Below are 14782 nucleotides of genomic sequence, written 5' to 3'. Positions count from 1 at the left end.
ACTAGATCCGCTCCCAAGGCATCGCCTCCCTGTTCAAAAGCCAGTGGTTAACAGCGCACAAAGCCCTCCCACGCAGATGCGGCCATCTTGTTGAAAGGCTTTTCCCTTGGGCCCGGCGCCGTGCCGCTGCGCGGCGGCTAGCTTTTGCAGGCTGCGTCGTCTGCACACGCTCTCTTCAGCGATCGGTTTTTGGGTGTCAGTTTATCTGTGGGACGAGACGTACCAGGATATCAGCGTGATCCTTCATCTCGCCTTGCACCTTGGGCAGCACAGGCACCACAGTGTCGCTGACGAACACCAGCTTGCCTTGAACAGTTACCCGGGCGGAAACCGCATAGCTGTGCCCCGGTAAGATCTCCCGATCATGAAAGCTGAGATGATAGCGCGCAGGCACCCCCAACAGAGGGTATTCTGCCGCTGCAAGCAGCGGTGCAGGCGCATCCGCGATGGTTACATCGCGTAACTCCACCCGCAGACGGGCCTTGGGCGGAACGGCGATCCGCTCATGATAGGTGACGGAGCCTGACAGCTCTCCGGCCAAGACCCGTGACACCAGCGCTATGGTCAAAGCAAGCGCCAGAAGTCCCACCAGGAACCCACGTCTGAATGTCATGGAACTGCTCTCCCTCACTGACACGCCTCACGAACTGGCCTCTGCGGCAAGCTTATTTGTGGCAAAGCGTTTAAAATGATATGGGAACGGGGCTCGTCGTTTACACCCAGCACATTGAAATTTCGGCGAAGTTTTGCCCATAGGCAATCCATGCAACACGTTTAGCTACGGCGCTGGCTTACTGATAAGTCCCTTCCTACAACGGCCAGAGAAAGGGAATGATCGCCGAGGCCAAAAGCCCGATGCTGAAGTTCAACGGAATACCGACACGCAGGAAGTCGGTGAATTTGTAGCCGCCGGGGCCATAAACCAGCATATTGGTCTGATAGCCAATCGGGGTCGCAAAAGAGGCCGAGGCCGCAACCATGACCGCCACCACCAGCGGCCGGGGGTCCACCCCCATCGCCTGTGCCAGACCTACGGCAATAGGAGTCACCACCACCGCCACCGCGTTATTGGACACCAGCTCTGTCAGCACCGAGGTCAGAAGATAGATCGCCCAGATTAGAACGAAGGGTGGCAACCCCGTCAGGGACGGTGCGATGGCATTGGCAATCAGGCTCACCGCTCCGGAGCTTTGCAGAGCGGCACCAATGGCCAGCATGGAAAAGATAAGCGCCAGAAGTCTTCCATCAACAAAGGAAAACGCCTCGTCCGCATCGATGCAGCGGGTGATCAGCACCAGAGCAACCACAATGACCGAAAGCATCAAGATCGGCGCGACCCCCAGTGCTGCCAGCGCCACGATCGACAACAGGCCGACAATGGCCAGCGGCGCATGGCTGCGCCGATAGGCGCGCTGGGTCGGCTGTGAGACATCCGCCATATCCGTATCTGCCGCCAGACGCTGGATATCACCTGGCGCTCCTTCCAGCAGCAGCGTGTCACCAACGCGGACTACCAAATCATCGAGCTGCACACCAATATTCTGATTGCGCCGATGCACGGCCAGTACGTAAACCCCGTAACGACGGCGCAGACGCATCGCCCCTAGCGAGCGTCCCACCAGCCGACAACCCGGTGTGATCAAAACTTCAACCGTCTTGGTCTCGACCGCTGAAACCTGATCCACCCGCTTCAGCTCCTTGTTGGTCTGCAGGCTTAGAAGTTCGGTCATCTCAGTGCGCAAAACGACGCGGTCGCCAACCTGCAGCTCTACACCTTTCAGGTTACGCCGCAGCGAAATGTCACCGCGCACAAGGTCGATCAGGCGCACACCAGGGCGTTTGAACAGTTGCACCCCGGTGACTTCACGGCCAATCAGATTACTCTCCGGCGGGATCACCGCTTCGGTAAAGAACTTCATCTTTGACCGGTCACTCAGCAGGTTTGCCATACTGTCGCGATCCGGCAGCAGACGTGGCGCGATGAAACGCAGATAGATCATTCCCCAGACGACCAGCACCAGCCCCAGTGGCGTCACCTCAAAGATGGAAAACGGCGCCAACCCCTGCGCCCGTGCCACCCCATCCACCAACAGGTTGGTCGAGGTGCCGATCAGGGTCAGTGTGCCACCCAGAATGGCCGCGTAGCTGAGCGGGATCAGCATCTTCGAAGAGGAAACCCCAAGCGTGCGTGATATCTGTACAAACACCGGTATCATCACCACCACGACAGGTGTGTTCGAAACCACAGCCGAGGCGGTGACCACAAAGACCATCAACAAAGCAATCGCGCGTTTCGGGCTGACCTCTGCCTGTTTGCGCGCGCGCCGTAAAAGCATCCAACGCCCCGGTCCGCACCAGCGCGCCCATGATGATGAACATGGCGGCAATGGTCCACGGTGCCGGGTTTGCCAGCACCGCGAGGGCGTTTTCGTAAGGCAGTACACCGGTGATCAACATCAGCGAGACCCCGGCCATGGCGACCACTTCGGTGGGGTAGATCTCGCGCAGGAAGGCCACAAACATAAGGCTGACAATGGCCAAAGTCAGGATCGCACTGCCGTTTTGGGAAAAGTTGATCAGATCCATACGTGCCGACTGCCTTCAAATTGGTGCCGAAGCAAAGCACCGCTGGAAAACCAGCAGGCCGCTCCGACCAGCGATGAGTTTCCCCCATCGCCCAAGGCGGAGCAAGCGTTTCATGCCAGGACAGGCTCCCTGTCCCGGCATGAAGGACTTTTACAACAATTCCGGACTGTTCCAGGAAAGATCATCTCAAATTTTCGCCAGGTGAAGATCAGCTTTGCGGCCCGGATGGCTGCAACAGCCCCCCATTGCGCACCATATGAATTTCCTTGGCTTCGCCAGTGCGGTCATCTGTGACCACCAATGCGCCGGAAAGGGTTGCTTCGCCTTCAGCCGGGGTAAAGCGGCTTTTGGGCATGCCAGTCAAAAACCGGCGCATCGGCTCGGCCTTTTCCATGCCAATGACCGAATTGTAGTCACCGCACATACCCGCATCCGTCAGATAACCGGTGCCATTGGACAGGATCTGCGCGTCCCCCGTTGGAACATGAGTATGCGTGCCCACCACCAGCGAGGCGCGCCCATTGCAGAAATGCCCCATAGCCATTTTCTCCGAGGTCGCTTCGCAGTGCATGTCAACAATGATGGCCTGTGCCAGCCCGCCACGCGGATGTGATTTCAGCACCGATTCGACCGCACCAAAGGGATCATCAAAGGCGCGTTTCATGAAGACCTGCCCCAGCGCCTGTGTCACCAGCACCTTGCGTCCACCAGGCGCGTCAAATAGCCGATAGCCGCGTCCAGGCGCGCCCTTGGCAAAATTCAATGGTCGGATGATACGCGGCTCTTTCTCGATGAACTGCAGCATGTCCTTTTGGTCAAAGGCATGATCGCCCAGCGTCAGGCAATCAGCCCCCGCATTCAGCAACAGCTTGGCATGATCCGCGCTGAGCCCCATGCCATTGGAGGCATTTTCGCCATTGACCACAACAAAGTCGAGCCGCCATTCCTGCCGCAGACGGGGCAGGTTCTCGGTGATGGCGCGGCGCCCGGCGCGGCCCATCACATCGCCTAGAAACAGAATTCGCATCTGCGTTTCCTAGGCTGCGCAAGGCCGCAGAACAAGAGGTTGCCGCCAGTGCCACAACGCTTTTTGCAGCAATTGATGCGTTTTCCGCCGCCGCGAGCCAAGGATCGCCTAGTCTATCATCCTGTCTAGTGGCCAAATTGCAGGATACGGCTCTCAGTTATCACCATATCCAGCGGCTGGTCTGTCGCCTCCAGCGGCAGTGCTTCGGCCTCTTGTGCATCAAAGGCAAAACCGATCGCCAGCGTCGGGCGTTTGCTGCGCAGCAGCTCCAGCGTGCGGTCATAAAAGCCACCGCCGTATCCAAGTCGCCCCCCCTGAACATCAAAGGCCACCAGCGGCACGATCAGGATTTCCGGCTCAAAATAGTCATCGACCAGCGGCACCTTGGCGCCAAAGGGCCCGTCGCGCATCTCGCCCTCCGGTTGCCAGCGGCTGAATTTCAACGGCATGCCCTTGCCCTGAATGACGGGTACCCCGACAGGGCCGTGGGCTGCGGCTTCGGCCATGGCGGGCAGCGGCTCGATTTCGGTGCGGATCGGCACAAAGCCTGACAATGGCACGCCGCGATAGCCCGCAATGACCTCGGAGAGGTGCCCCGCCGCGCCGGGGATATTGAGATCAAAGGCAGTCTTGCGCCGTGCAAAAGCTGCCTTGCGGGCCGCTGACTTTATCTCGGTAAGGTCGCTCATGGTGGTCTCCTACAGCAGTACCAAGGCCGCGAGGCCCAGAAAGGCAAAGAAACCAACCACATCCGTCACTGTCGTCACAAAGGCGCCGGAGGCCAGCGCCGGATCGATCCCCATCTTCTCAAGTAGAACAGGGATCACCGTACCTGCCAGCCCAGCGACGACCAGATTGATCACCATTGCGGCAGCGAGCACCCCGCCCAGCGCGGGTGAGCCAAACCACATCACCCCTACAAGCCCCATAAAAAAAGCAAATATGAGCCCGTTGACCAACCCCACCAACACCTCACGCCGGATCACCCGCCAGACGTTCGATCCGGTAAGGTCACGAGTCGCCATGGCGCGAACCGCGACGGTCAGCGACTGGGTTCCCGCGTTCCCCCCCATGGAGGCAACGATCGGCATCAATACGGCAAGGGCCACAAAACTGGCAATTGTCGCCTCAAACTGGGCAATCACGGCAGAGGCCAGAATAGCTGTGAACAGATTGACCGCAAGCCAGGGAAAACGACGTTTGGTGGTCTCTATCACCCTGTCTGCCAGTGAGCTCTCTTCGCCCACACCGGCCAGGCGCAGGATGTCCTCTTCGTGGCCTTCATCCAGCACTGCCATGGCGTCATCAATGGTAATGACCCCGGCCAGACGCCCTTCGGCGTCGACCACCGGCGCAGAAATCAAGTGGTACTGATTGAAGGCATAAGCGACATCTTCTTCGTCCTGATCTGCGGGAATGACCTGAAAGGTCTCCTCCAACAGTTCCAACAGCGGCACCTCGCGCTTGGTACCCATGATCCGGCCAAGGGTCACATTACCAACCGGATGCAGGCGTGGGTCGACCAATATCATATGATAAAACTGTTCTGGAAGATGCTCGGACTCGCGCATGAAATCAATGGCTTGGCCAACATTCCAGTGATCCGGCGCCATCACCACTTCGCGTTGCATGAGACGGCCGGCGGAATTCTCCGGGTAGCTGAGAGATTGCTCTACCGCGACCCGGTCGGAGTCTTCCAGCGCATCAAGGATGACTTCCTGTTGCGGCTCTTCCAGATCTTCGAGCAGATCAACTACATCGTCGGTTTCCAGATCCCGCACAGCATCGGCAAGGACCGTCGGGTTGAGGGTCGAAATCACCTCTTCGCGGATGCTTTCATCCAGTTCAGATAGAATCTCACCGTCGAATTCGCGATCAAAAAGCCGGATCAGGCGGGTCCGGTCATGGCTATTGATCTGCTCCAGAAGGTCAGCGATATCCGCCGCGTGCAGATCCTCCATCAGTGCCGTAAGGCCCGCCTTGTCGTTGCGATCCACCGCAAACAGGATCCTGGCGACGAGTTTTCTGTCTAGGATATAGCCATCATCTTTGGACTGATCACTTCTGAGGGTATCGTCGCCTGTGCTCATTTGCTGCCCTTTGATAAGATTGGTTGCAAAATAGAAGAAGCAGTTACCGGAAAACAATGACAATGACATAATTTACCGACGTACCTGCGGCGCGTATCCTGAGCGGCGCGATTTGGCAAGAAAAGGAAACCCCGAATGCCCGGAATGCAGTGTGATTTCATCCTTCGCGGACATGTGCTGTCTTTTCAGGGCTCGCCATTTGCCAGCGCCCAGCCAGAGGCCGCCACGCGCCTGTACGAGGCCATGGCGATCAGCGACGGCAAGGTTGCAGGCCTTGGCACATTGGCTGAAATGCAGGCCCTTCTGCCGCAGGCAGACGTCATTGATCATGACACCAAACTGATCTTGGCCGGTTTTGTCGATGCCCATGTACATTTCCCCCAGACCGCGATCATCGCCAGCTGGGGCAAACGGCTGATCGATTGGCTGAACAGCTATACCTTCCCCGAAGAGATGCGCTTTGGAGATCCGGGCTATGCAGCTGAGATTGCCAATCGCTATCTGGATCTGACAACGGCCAATGGCACCACCACGACCTGTAGTTTCTGTACCATCCATCCCGAAAGCGTCGACGCCTTTTTCACTGCAGCCCAGGCGCGCGGCCAGCGCGTGGCGGCAGGCAAGACCTGTATGGATCGCAATGCCCCCGAAGGGCTGCGCGACACAGTGCAGTCCGCCTATGACGACAGCAAAGCCCTCATCGAACGCTGGCACGGTGTGGACCGTCTTGAATACGCCATCACGCCACGCTTTTCCCCCACTTCGACGCCAGATCAGCTGGCGGCTCTGGGCGCACTTTGGGCTGAACATCCCGATTGCCTGATGCAGACCCATCTGAGCGAGCAGGTTGATGAGATCGAATGGGTCAAATCGCTTTTCCCACAGGCCCGTGACTATCTGGATACCTACGAGGAATTCGGCCTCTTGGGGGCGCGCGGTCTTTATGGTCATGCCATCCACCTGGAAGAGCGCGAACGCCACCGGCTGCGCGACTTTGGCGCCGCGCTGATACATTGCCCGACCTCGAATACCTTCATCGGGTCCGGCCTGTTTGACATGGGGGGCCTCATGGCCGAGGGCCAGCGGATTGGTCTGGCCACAGATACCGGTGGTGGCTCCAGTTTTTCGATGCTGCGCACCATGGCCGCCGCCTATGAGGTCGGCCAGCTGCGCGGCAGGCCGCTACATGCGGCAGAGCTGATTTGGCTGGCAACACAGGGATCGGCCAGAGCACTGCGCATGGAAGACAAGATCGGCAATATCGCCCCTGGCATGGAGGCGGATCTGGTAGTTCTTGATCTGGCCTCCACCCCAGCAATTGCCCAGCGTGCGGCCCGCGCCGAGGATCTGTGGGAAGCCGTTTTTCCCACTCTGATGATGGGCGATGACCGCGCAATCACCGAGGTCTGGATCAACGGGCAGTGTGTCTGAGACTGAAAACTAGTCTCGGCCCCTAGCATTCGGCCTGTCGCTCAAACTGGCTGTTCAGCTTAGCAGCCAGGACGCGCCAGAACCATGACCCAGATATTGCCGACTTCGCGCACCAGCGCAAAGTCTGTGACCTCTGGATGCAACATGTTTCTGCGATGCCCCAGGGACTGCGCCCAGCTGGTCAGGACTTTGGCGAGGCTTGGCTGGCCTTTGGCGATGTTTTCAGCCGCGGCACACCAGCGATAGCGCGCCGCGCGTACCCGATCACCAATGCGGCTGCCATCGCTCCCTTGGTGAGAGAAAAAACCGCCCCGCGCCATATCCTTGGCGTGGCGGCGTGCTGCTTTTTCCAGTTTGCGCGAATAGCTGAGCGGTGCCAGCCCGTGCTTCACCCGCAGTGCATTCAGACCCGCCATGGCAGCGTCGCGGTTCGGCCCTGCCGCAAGGGCAGAACCGGCAAAGAGCAGCAGGCAGGGGATCAGGAGAATGATCGTCCGAATGGACTTCCGCATGTTATCCCCCTTCGGCCAGCTTTAGCGCCAGACGGTGATGATGCTCCAGCAGGCGCGGCGGATCCAGTGTGGTGACCTGCCCATCGCGAACCACCGAGCGGCCCTCGACGATCAGGTGACGCACCTGGTTTGGTCCTGCCAGCAGCAAGGCTGCGGGATCCCAGCTGCCACTGGAGGCAACACCTGTCACATCCCAGATCGCCAGATCGGCACGTTTTCCCGGGCTAAGCCGACCACAGTCGGGTCGCCCCAACACATCTGCCCCGCCCCGGGTAGCGATCTCCAGCGCCTCATAGGCGCTCATGGCGTCAGCGCCCTGAGCCACACGCTGCAACAGCATGGTCTGGCGCGCCTCACCGACCAGATTTGCCATGTCATTGCTGGCAGAGCCATCGACGCCCAGGCCCACCGGCACGCCCGCATCCCGCATCTGGCGCACCGGCGCAATGCCCGACCCCAACCGACAGTTGGAACAGGGGCAATGCGCCACACCGGTTCGGCTGCGGGCAAACAGATCGATCTCGCGCGGGTTCAATTTGACGCAATGGGCATGCCAGACGTCAGGCCCGGTCCAGCCGAGGTCTTCGGCGTATTGGCCGGGGCGACAGCCGAACTGTGCCTCGCTATAGGCGATGTCCTCGTCGTTTTCCGCCAGGTGAGTATGCAGCATCACGCCTTTGTCCCGCGCCAGCAGGGCCGTGTCGCGCATCAATTCACGGCTGACGGAAAATGGCGAACAGGGCGCCAGACCGACCCGGCACATGGATCCTTCTGAGGCGTCATGAAAGCCGTCAACCACCCGGATCATATCCTCAAGAATGGCGGCTTCCTCTTCAACCAGATGATCTGGTGGCAGACCGCCTTTGCTTTCGCCAATGCTCATGGCACCCCGTGTGGGGTGAAAGCGCAGGCCGACCTCGGCTGCCGCATGAATGGTGTCTTCGAGACGGGCCCCATTGGGATAGAGATACAGGTGATCGGAACTCAACGTGCAGCCAGACAGGGCCAGTTCCACCAGTCCCAGCTGGGCCGAAATAAACATTTCTTCCGGACCAAAACGGCTCCAAATCGGATAAAGCCGCTGCAACCAGCCAAACAGCAGTGCATCCTGCGCGCCCGGCACAGCGCGGGTAAGGTTCTGGTAAAGATGGTGATGGGTGTTCACCAGTCCCGGTGTCACCACACAACCTTCAGCGCGAATGACTTCTCCACTGGTCGTCAGCCCCTGCCCAATAGCGGCAATCTGGCCATCCCGGATCAGAACGTCCGTCTGGCGCAGGATCCGCTTGTCATCGTCCATAGTCAGGACGGTATCGGCATTTTGAATGAGGATTTCACCCATCACAGCACACTCCATTTAGGCCCGACTCGGTTCATGGAGGTGCAAAGAGGTCGACAGAGAACGGGCAAAGGACTCGACCTGAGATATCAAATATCCCAAATCGCCTTTGGGTCTCAAGCCCGTTTCATTTCGCTGAGTAAATCCGCGGAAACCTGCTGGCAGACTCCCATTTCAATCTGCGAGTTCGATCCTACCAGTTCAATCCCGCCAGTTCAGCAATTCCAGTGCGGCCGCGTGCAATTCTGGCGTGGCAGCAGCAAGGGCACGTCCGCCGTCATGAACGGGGCCACCTCGCCAGTCGGTGACGATGCCACCTGCCGCCTCGATCACCGCTATGGGCGCCTGAATGTCATAAGCGTTGAGCCCGGCCTCGATCACCAGATCAATCTGGCCTGCGGCCAGCAGGGCATAGGCGTAGCAATCCATTCCATAGCGGGTAAGCTTGACCTGATCCGCAACACAGCGAAACGCGGCCCCCTCTTCGGCGGTGCCTACCTCTGGGAAGGTGGAAAAAAGCACCGCCTCTGATAGCGAGCTCGTGGCGCGGCAGCTGAGCAACTTTGTCCCCAATGGACCAGTCATTTCTGCCCCATCCTGGCTGCCGGAAAACCGTTCGGCGATGTAGGGTTGATCAATAACACCGAGAACCGGGCCAGCAGCCTCTGACAGGGCAATCAGAACCCCCCAGGTCGGGGTGCCACTGATGAAGCCACGGGTGCCGTCAATCGGATCTAGTACCCAGGTGCGCCCAGATGTGCCTGCAAAGGGGGGGAATTCTTCGCCAAGAATACTGTCGCCTGGGCGCAGCTCAGCGAGAAGCTCGCGCATCACCTCTTCGGCGGCACGATCAGCGACGGTCACCGGATCAAAGCCAGCCTCCAGCTTGTTTTCAGCCCCGAGCCCCGCCTGGCGAAAATAGGGCAAGATCACTGCGCGCGCCGCATCCGCCAACTGATGCGCAACCTGCATGTCACTCAAAGCTGTTTCCGTCATGATACCCCACCGCAAAATGAATCCTGACGCCCGCACGCGCCACGAAAAAACCGGTGCCACTGTCGCAGCACCGGTTCAAGATAAATCAGATCTGTTTTCGATTTATGCCTTAAGCCGCGTCGCTCAGAACACGGGCCAGTTCGAACAAGCGACGACGCTGGTTCTCTGGGATGGCATAGTAGGACCGCACCAGATCCAAGGCTTCCTTGTCGCCCATGAGATCGTCTGGCACCGAGCTCTTGCCAGCGGCCTTGCCGTCCTCATCGAGCCCCTCGAAGAAGAAGCTGACAGGCACTTCAAGCGCGTCAGAAATGTCCCAGAGCCTAGAAGCGCTGACCCGGTTTGCTCCGGTTTCATATTTCTGGATCTGCTGGAATTTGATACCGACCTGTTCGGCCAGTTGCTGTTGGGTTTTACCGATCAGCCACCGACGGTGACGGATGCGTTTTCCTACGTGTACGTCTACAGGATGAGCCATGCGCTATCTCCTAGTTGTCCAAATGGTCCCTGCCCGGATTGCCGCGTCGCCATCTATGCCCAAAGGTATTTCGTCAATACCGACGTGTCACATGGATACTCAACTATCACGATCAGAGCTCAACCTCTGTCTTAACTGTACGATCTTGGCGGTTGAATTCAAGCCTGAGACCTCGCCCCCCCCCCTGGAATGGGGCAAACACATGATTTCCCCCATCATTTTAATGCGACTTATAGACCTTTTGACTAGCCATTTATGCCTCCCCATAAATAGCGAGGTGCAAAATCTGGCAATCAGGGATCAGGGTCCCTGTGCGAATCAGCAGACCAGTTGACAAGGAACGGACAAGAACATGCAGGCCTACCGGATCACGGAATTTGGAACACCCCCCAGTCTCAGCCAGATCGAGTGCCCGGCACCGGGCCCGTCAGAGGTCAAGGTAAGGATCCGCGCCTGCGGTTTGAACTTCGCAGATTTGCTAATGCAGAAAGGCACATACCAGGACACGCCGCCGCTACCTTTCACACCTGGCCTTGAGATCGCCGGCGAGGTGATCGAATGTGGAACCGACGTTGTGCATTTGGCCCTAGGCGACCGGGTTGCCGTGTTCTGCGGCCAGGGCGGATTGGCCGAAGAAGGAGTGTTTGACGCGGCCCGCGCCGTCAGGATCCCCGACAGCATGAGCTTCGAAGATGCCGCCGCTTTGCAGATCGCTTATGGCACCAGTCACGTGGCTCTGGAGCACTGCGCAAGACTGCAACCCGGTGAGACGCTTTTGGTCACCGGAGCCGCCGGAGGGGTCGGTCTGACAGCCGTCGAAATCGGCAAGTTGATGGGGGCTCGAGTGATCGCCCATGCACGTGGAGCGGGTAAATTGGAGGTGGCTCAGGCAGCCGGTGCCGACCACCTGATCGAGGCCGAAAAAGACCTGCGCGCGGAGGTCAAAGCACTGGGAGGCGCGGATGTGGTTTATGATGCGGTCGGCGGTGATGTCTGGAAGGCTGCCTTTCGTGCCACCAATCCCGGCGGACGTCTTTTGCCCATTGGATTTGCCAGCGGAGAGGTACCACAGATCCCCGCCAACCATCTGCTGGTCAAAAACCTGACCGTGATTGGCTTTTACATCGGTGGCTACATGAAGTCCCATCCGCAGGTGATCCGCGCTTCGCTCGAGACCTTGATGCAATGGCATACGGAGGGGCGCATCCACCCTCATATCAGCCATGTGCTGCCGCTGGAACGCCTCGCCGAAGGTCTGGAACTGCTGCGCAGTCGCGCAGCAACTGGCAAAGTGGTGATCACGCCCTAGCCTGAAAATGCGAACAAACGGAAGTGAACATAAAAAGGGGCACCGCAGCACCCCTGTTGACTTTGCCATGCGAGTTCCAGGGCCCTTAGGCCGAAATCCAGGATCCGGTCGGCGGTAATCTACCCGGCGGCGCGCAACTGAACCGGGCGCAGTGCTGAATAGCCCTGGCGAATGATCCCGGCGAGGTCCTCGACATATCCCGCACGCACAGTGTCGGCACCGTACAGATTGATATGCTGCACTGGTAGGTCCGGCAGTGAGCCTCCGTGGTCAATCGCTTCCTGATGATCCGGAATGGTGCCTTCGAGCAGGACGCCCACTGCCAAATCAGCGCTGATTGTCGCCTCGACGGTGCGATCCGATTCACTGTCCACCGCCATATCCCATTCCACGCCTGCGTCATCCAGCGCTGCAGTCGAAACCGCACGAAAGATGCAGGCGCGACAGAATCCCAACCGTAAGGGGCGTTGTCGCCAGGCCGACCCATCTGGTGCTCCGACCCAACGCAGTGGCATTTCGTGAATGGTTTCCCCCCCGGCCCCGGCGCCAGTTTCCGTGGTCAGGATCAGATCATAAGTGCCTTTGGCAAAGCCAGCCTTCAAATCACGGGTATTGGAAGTCACCAGATTGACATTGACCCGGGGAAAGCTGGCATTGAACCGCTGCAAGACCCGCGGAATGACCGGATAGACCACATCATGCGGCACCCCCAGCACCACCTCGCCTTCAAAGGCCTGATCCGTCAGGCGGCCAATCACCTCATCATTCAGGGCCACCATGCGCCGGGCATAGCCCAGCAGCTGTTCTCCTGAAGGGGTCAAGGCGATGCCACGCCCGGAGCGATCCAGCAGACCCAGCCCCAACAGCTCCTCCAGTCGCTTCAGCTGCATCGAGACAGCAGACTGCGTCAGATGTAAAAAACCGGCGGCGCGCGTGACCCCACCATGGTCTGCCACGGCAACAAAAGACCGCAACGTGGTGATATCCAAATTCCGTGCCATCACAACTCCTGATGTATTAGATCAAAAACATTCGTTTTGAAAATTAATCACAAGAGGGCATATACATCAACAGAAATGATGAAGACCTGAAAAAATATCAAATTTTAATGGAAGGACAAAAGAGATGACCTATATTGCAGCCAATCGGACCGCAGCCCCCTGTACGCATACGCATCGCCGCTTCGGCCTGCTGTCCTTGCTGGCAGACCGTGCAGCGCTCCTGCGCCAGCGCCGCGCTCTGAAAAAGATGGACGACCGCGCTTTGGACGACATCGGCCTCAGCCGTGCCCAGGCCGAGGCAGAAGCCAAGCGCCCCCTGTGGGATGCGCCTGAAAGCTGGCGGTGCTGATCATTTGAGCGCCCGCGCCACGCCAGCGCAAGCCTCCCAGGGACCTCCCAAGGATTTCCCATGCCCTGCCGGGCTAAGGCCTGCCCTAAATGTGGCAGGCCTTTTTACGTTTTTTAACGGCTTTCTTGGCTTACAGGCTTGAACGACAGCCGCATAAATCCGATATTTAGCGGGAACGCCGCCCAGAGAGTGACCTGCTCCTGGGGATCGGCGAGGGAGACATTTAGAACGGAGACCATGCTACATGGCACAGTTTGACACCATCAGATCCGCAGCAGGCACCCGCGCCGCGCAGATCGACGAGGGCCTGCGCGCCCATATGAACAAGGTATACGGCACGATGTCGTCTGGCCTGTTCATCACCTTTTTAGCCGCCTGGGCGATTTCCGGTCTGGCCGTGACGTCTGACCCTGCGGGCGCAACCGCTATGATCGGCGAAGGTAAATACCTGACGAGCATCGGCTCAGCGATTTACATGTCGCCGCTGAAATATGTGATCATGTTCGCGCCTTTGGCCTTTGTCTTTGGCTTTGGCGCTGCGGCCAACCGCATGCCCGCTGCCGGCGTTCAACTGCTGTTCTACGCGTTTGCCGCCGTCATGGGCCTGTCACTTAGCTCGATTTTTCTGGTCTTCACCGGCCAGTCAATCATTCAGGTCTTCTTGATCACCGCGATCTCTTTTGCCGGGCTCTCGCTGGTGGGGTACACTACCAAGAAAGATCTTTCGGCCATGGGCGCCTTCCTGATCATGGGCCTGATCGGCCTGATCGTAGCCTCGATCGTCAATATCTTCCTGGCCTCCGGTGCCATGGCATTTGCGATTTCGGTTGTCGGCGTGCTGATCTTTGCCGGTCTCACCGCCTATGACACCCAGCGCATCAAGACCACCTACCTTGAGATGGCCCATTCCGGCGATCAGGAATGGCTCGGCAAGGCCGCCATCATGGGCGCACTCAGCCTCTATCTGGACTTCATCAACCTCTTTATGATGCTGCTTCAGCTGCTTGGTAACCGCGAATAAGCGACACAGATAAAACCAAGATTACAGCGAGGGGCGGATCACAATGATCCGCCCCTCTTCTTTTGCGCCATGATTTTTAGCCCGAGACATTCGACAGCACTACGCTCCCAAGTATTCCAGAGCATTCTCAAGGATCATTCAGATGAAAATTATAGACCTCGCCGCCCCTGATGCAGCCCGCCTGGTGCCTCTGCTGCAGGACTTGCACGCGCTGCATGTCACCCATCAACCTGAGCGCCACCTGCCGGACCCTGCGGATGAAAGCCTGGAACACTGGTTGCGGGACTGGCTGGAACAAGACAGCGTAACCGCCTTGCTGGCCGAGAGCCCGCAGGGCGCGCCATTGGGCTACCTGATCTATGGGGTTGAGCGCCGCCCAGCCCTGCCAATCCGGGCAGCAGAAACGCGCCTCATGGTGCATCACCTAGCAGTGGCGGAACCCTTCCGCCGCATGGGCGTCGGACTGGCGCTGCTCAGCGAGGTGAAACGCCGCGCCAAGGTGCAGGACATCGGAGTGATCGCCACCAGCTATGCGCCCTTCAACACGGCCTCTGCAGGGCTGTTTCAAAGCCTGGGACTGTCTCCGGTACTGACCTGTGCGGAATGGCGCGCCTAGGGGCCGCCAGCGCAGCCTGCGGGCCGC

At 58.8% G+C, this 14782-nt stretch carries 14 protein-coding genes and 1 pseudogene; 5 read left to right on the top strand and 10 right to left on the bottom strand.

Annotation, left to right across the window (positions count from 1 at the left end):
* Window positions 1–196 precede the first annotated feature (196 nt).
* The 5 genes and pseudogenes from PH5382_RS05645 to mgtE form a co-directional block, all read right to left on the bottom strand.
* Complete coding sequence (locus PH5382_RS05645; RefSeq protein WP_058333391.1) at window positions 197–613, bottom strand: YbaY family lipoprotein; 417 nt, start codon at window positions 611–613, stop codon at window positions 197–199.
* A 196-nt stretch (window positions 614–809) separates the two neighbouring features.
* Window positions 810–2586, bottom strand: a pseudogene (locus PH5382_RS05640) (SLC13 family permease).
* A 208-nt stretch (window positions 2587–2794) separates the two neighbouring features.
* Window positions 2795–3613, bottom strand: a complete 819-nt coding sequence (locus PH5382_RS05635) for a TIGR00282 family metallophosphoesterase (protein ID WP_058333390.1) — start codon at window positions 3611–3613, stop codon at window positions 2795–2797.
* 125 nt (window positions 3614–3738) lie between these two features.
* Window positions 3739–4302: a 5-formyltetrahydrofolate cyclo-ligase gene (locus tag PH5382_RS05630; protein WP_058333389.1), complete on the bottom strand. Its 564-nt coding sequence runs from the start codon at window positions 4300–4302 to the stop codon at window positions 3739–3741.
* Between the two features lie 9 nt (window positions 4303–4311).
* Entirely contained in the window at window positions 4312–5703 is a 1392-nt protein-coding gene (mgtE, locus tag PH5382_RS05625; RefSeq protein WP_058333628.1) for a magnesium transporter, read from the bottom strand.
* Window positions 5704–5847: 144 nt separating this feature from the next.
* On the opposite strand from mgtE, the gene guaD reads away from it, so the two are divergent.
* Window positions 5848–7134, top strand: a complete 1287-nt coding sequence (gene guaD / locus PH5382_RS05620; protein WP_058333627.1) for a guanine deaminase — start codon at window positions 5848–5850, stop codon at window positions 7132–7134.
* A 59-nt stretch (window positions 7135–7193) separates the two neighbouring features.
* Here guaD and PH5382_RS05615 read toward each other — a convergent pair whose 3' ends face one another.
* The 4 genes from PH5382_RS05615 to PH5382_RS05600 form a co-directional block, all read right to left on the bottom strand.
* Window positions 7194–7646 carry a CAP domain-containing protein gene (locus PH5382_RS05615; protein ID WP_058333388.1) on the bottom strand — a complete coding sequence of 151 codons (453 nt, stop codon included), beginning with the start codon at window positions 7644–7646 and terminating at the stop codon, window positions 7194–7196.
* A 1-nt stretch (window position 7647) separates the two neighbouring features.
* Complete coding sequence (locus PH5382_RS05610; RefSeq protein ID WP_058333387.1) at window positions 7648–8988, bottom strand: 8-oxoguanine deaminase; 1341 nt, start codon at window positions 8986–8988, stop codon at window positions 7648–7650.
* A gap of 198 nt (window positions 8989–9186) precedes the next feature.
* A complete protein-coding gene (hisN, locus tag PH5382_RS05605) occupies window positions 9187–9981 on the bottom strand; it encodes a histidinol-phosphatase (RefSeq protein WP_058333386.1) in 795 nt (264 codons plus the stop codon).
* A 109-nt stretch (window positions 9982–10090) separates the two neighbouring features.
* A complete protein-coding gene (locus tag PH5382_RS05600; RefSeq protein ID WP_058333385.1) occupies window positions 10091–10459 on the bottom strand; it encodes a helix-turn-helix domain-containing protein in 369 nt (122 codons plus the stop codon).
* A 352-nt stretch (window positions 10460–10811) separates the two neighbouring features.
* On the opposite strand from PH5382_RS05600, the gene PH5382_RS05595 reads away from it, so the two are divergent.
* Window positions 10812–11768, top strand: coding sequence for an NADPH:quinone oxidoreductase family protein (locus PH5382_RS05595; protein ID WP_058333384.1), 957 nt, complete (start codon window positions 10812–10814; stop codon window positions 11766–11768).
* Between the two features lie 119 nt (window positions 11769–11887).
* On the opposite strand, the gene PH5382_RS05590 is transcribed toward PH5382_RS05595, so the two are convergent.
* Window positions 11888–12769, bottom strand: coding sequence for a LysR family transcriptional regulator (locus PH5382_RS05590; RefSeq protein WP_058333383.1), 882 nt, complete (start codon window positions 12767–12769; stop codon window positions 11888–11890).
* 124 nt (window positions 12770–12893) lie between these two features.
* Between PH5382_RS05590 and PH5382_RS05585 the strand changes: the two genes are divergently transcribed.
* The 3 genes from PH5382_RS05585 to PH5382_RS05575 all read left to right on the top strand — a co-directional run bounded on the left by PH5382_RS05585 (window position 12894) and on the right by PH5382_RS05575 (window position 14755).
* On the top strand, window positions 12894–13118 hold the full coding sequence (locus PH5382_RS05585; RefSeq protein WP_058333382.1) for a DUF1127 domain-containing protein: 225 nt from the start codon (window positions 12894–12896) through the stop codon (window positions 13116–13118).
* A gap of 244 nt (window positions 13119–13362) precedes the next feature.
* Entirely contained in the window at window positions 13363–14139 is a 777-nt protein-coding gene (locus PH5382_RS05580) for a Bax inhibitor-1/YccA family protein (protein ID WP_058333381.1), read from the top strand.
* 142 nt (window positions 14140–14281) lie between these two features.
* Window positions 14282–14755, top strand: a complete 474-nt coding sequence (locus PH5382_RS05575; protein ID WP_058333380.1) for a GNAT family N-acetyltransferase — start codon at window positions 14282–14284, stop codon at window positions 14753–14755.
* Window positions 14756–14782 lie beyond the last annotated feature (27 nt).

The organism is Phaeobacter sp. CECT 5382 (assembly GCF_001457775.1).
In the GTDB taxonomy this organism is placed as follows: domain Bacteria; phylum Pseudomonadota; class Alphaproteobacteria; order Rhodobacterales; family Rhodobacteraceae; genus Pseudophaeobacter.
The sequence above is the reverse complement of the archived record's forward strand: the minus strand, read 5'-3'. Positions and strand labels throughout refer to the sequence as shown.

What these genes read in the sequence shown, in the direction of transcription:
- hisN (WP_058333386.1), bottom strand. Translation starts at nt 9,981, where the DNA reads ATGACGGAAACAGCTTTGAGTGACATGCAGGTTGCGCATCAGTTGGCG.
- PH5382_RS05615 (WP_058333388.1), bottom strand. Translation starts at nt 7,646, where the DNA reads ATGCGGAAGTCCATTCGGACGATCATTCTCCTGATCCCCTGCCTGCTG.
- PH5382_RS05575 (WP_058333380.1), top strand. Translation starts at nt 14,282, where the DNA reads ATGAAAATTATAGACCTCGCCGCCCCTGATGCAGCCCGCCTGGTGCCT.
- mgtE (WP_058333628.1), bottom strand. Translation starts at nt 5,703, where the DNA reads ATGAGCACAGGCGACGATACCCTCAGAAGTGATCAGTCCAAAGATGAT.
- PH5382_RS05595 (WP_058333384.1), top strand. Translation starts at nt 10,812, where the DNA reads ATGCAGGCCTACCGGATCACGGAATTTGGAACACCCCCCAGTCTCAGC.
- PH5382_RS05590 (WP_058333383.1), bottom strand. Translation starts at nt 12,769, where the DNA reads ATGGCACGGAATTTGGATATCACCACGTTGCGGTCTTTTGTTGCCGTG.
- guaD (WP_058333627.1), top strand. Translation starts at nt 5,848, where the DNA reads ATGCAGTGTGATTTCATCCTTCGCGGACATGTGCTGTCTTTTCAGGGC.
- PH5382_RS05630 (WP_058333389.1), bottom strand. Translation starts at nt 4,302, where the DNA reads ATGAGCGACCTTACCGAGATAAAGTCAGCGGCCCGCAAGGCAGCTTTT.
- PH5382_RS05645 (WP_058333391.1), bottom strand. Translation starts at nt 613, where the DNA reads ATGACATTCAGACGTGGGTTCCTGGTGGGACTTCTGGCGCTTGCTTTG.
- PH5382_RS05585 (WP_058333382.1), top strand. Translation starts at nt 12,894, where the DNA reads ATGACCTATATTGCAGCCAATCGGACCGCAGCCCCCTGTACGCATACG.
- PH5382_RS05610 (WP_058333387.1), bottom strand. Translation starts at nt 8,988, where the DNA reads ATGGGTGAAATCCTCATTCAAAATGCCGATACCGTCCTGACTATGGAC.
- PH5382_RS05600 (WP_058333385.1), bottom strand. Translation starts at nt 10,459, where the DNA reads ATGGCTCATCCTGTAGACGTACACGTAGGAAAACGCATCCGTCACCGT.
- PH5382_RS05580 (WP_058333381.1), top strand. Translation starts at nt 13,363, where the DNA reads ATGGCACAGTTTGACACCATCAGATCCGCAGCAGGCACCCGCGCCGCG.
- PH5382_RS05635 (WP_058333390.1), bottom strand. Translation starts at nt 3,613, where the DNA reads ATGCGAATTCTGTTTCTAGGCGATGTGATGGGCCGCGCCGGGCGCCGC.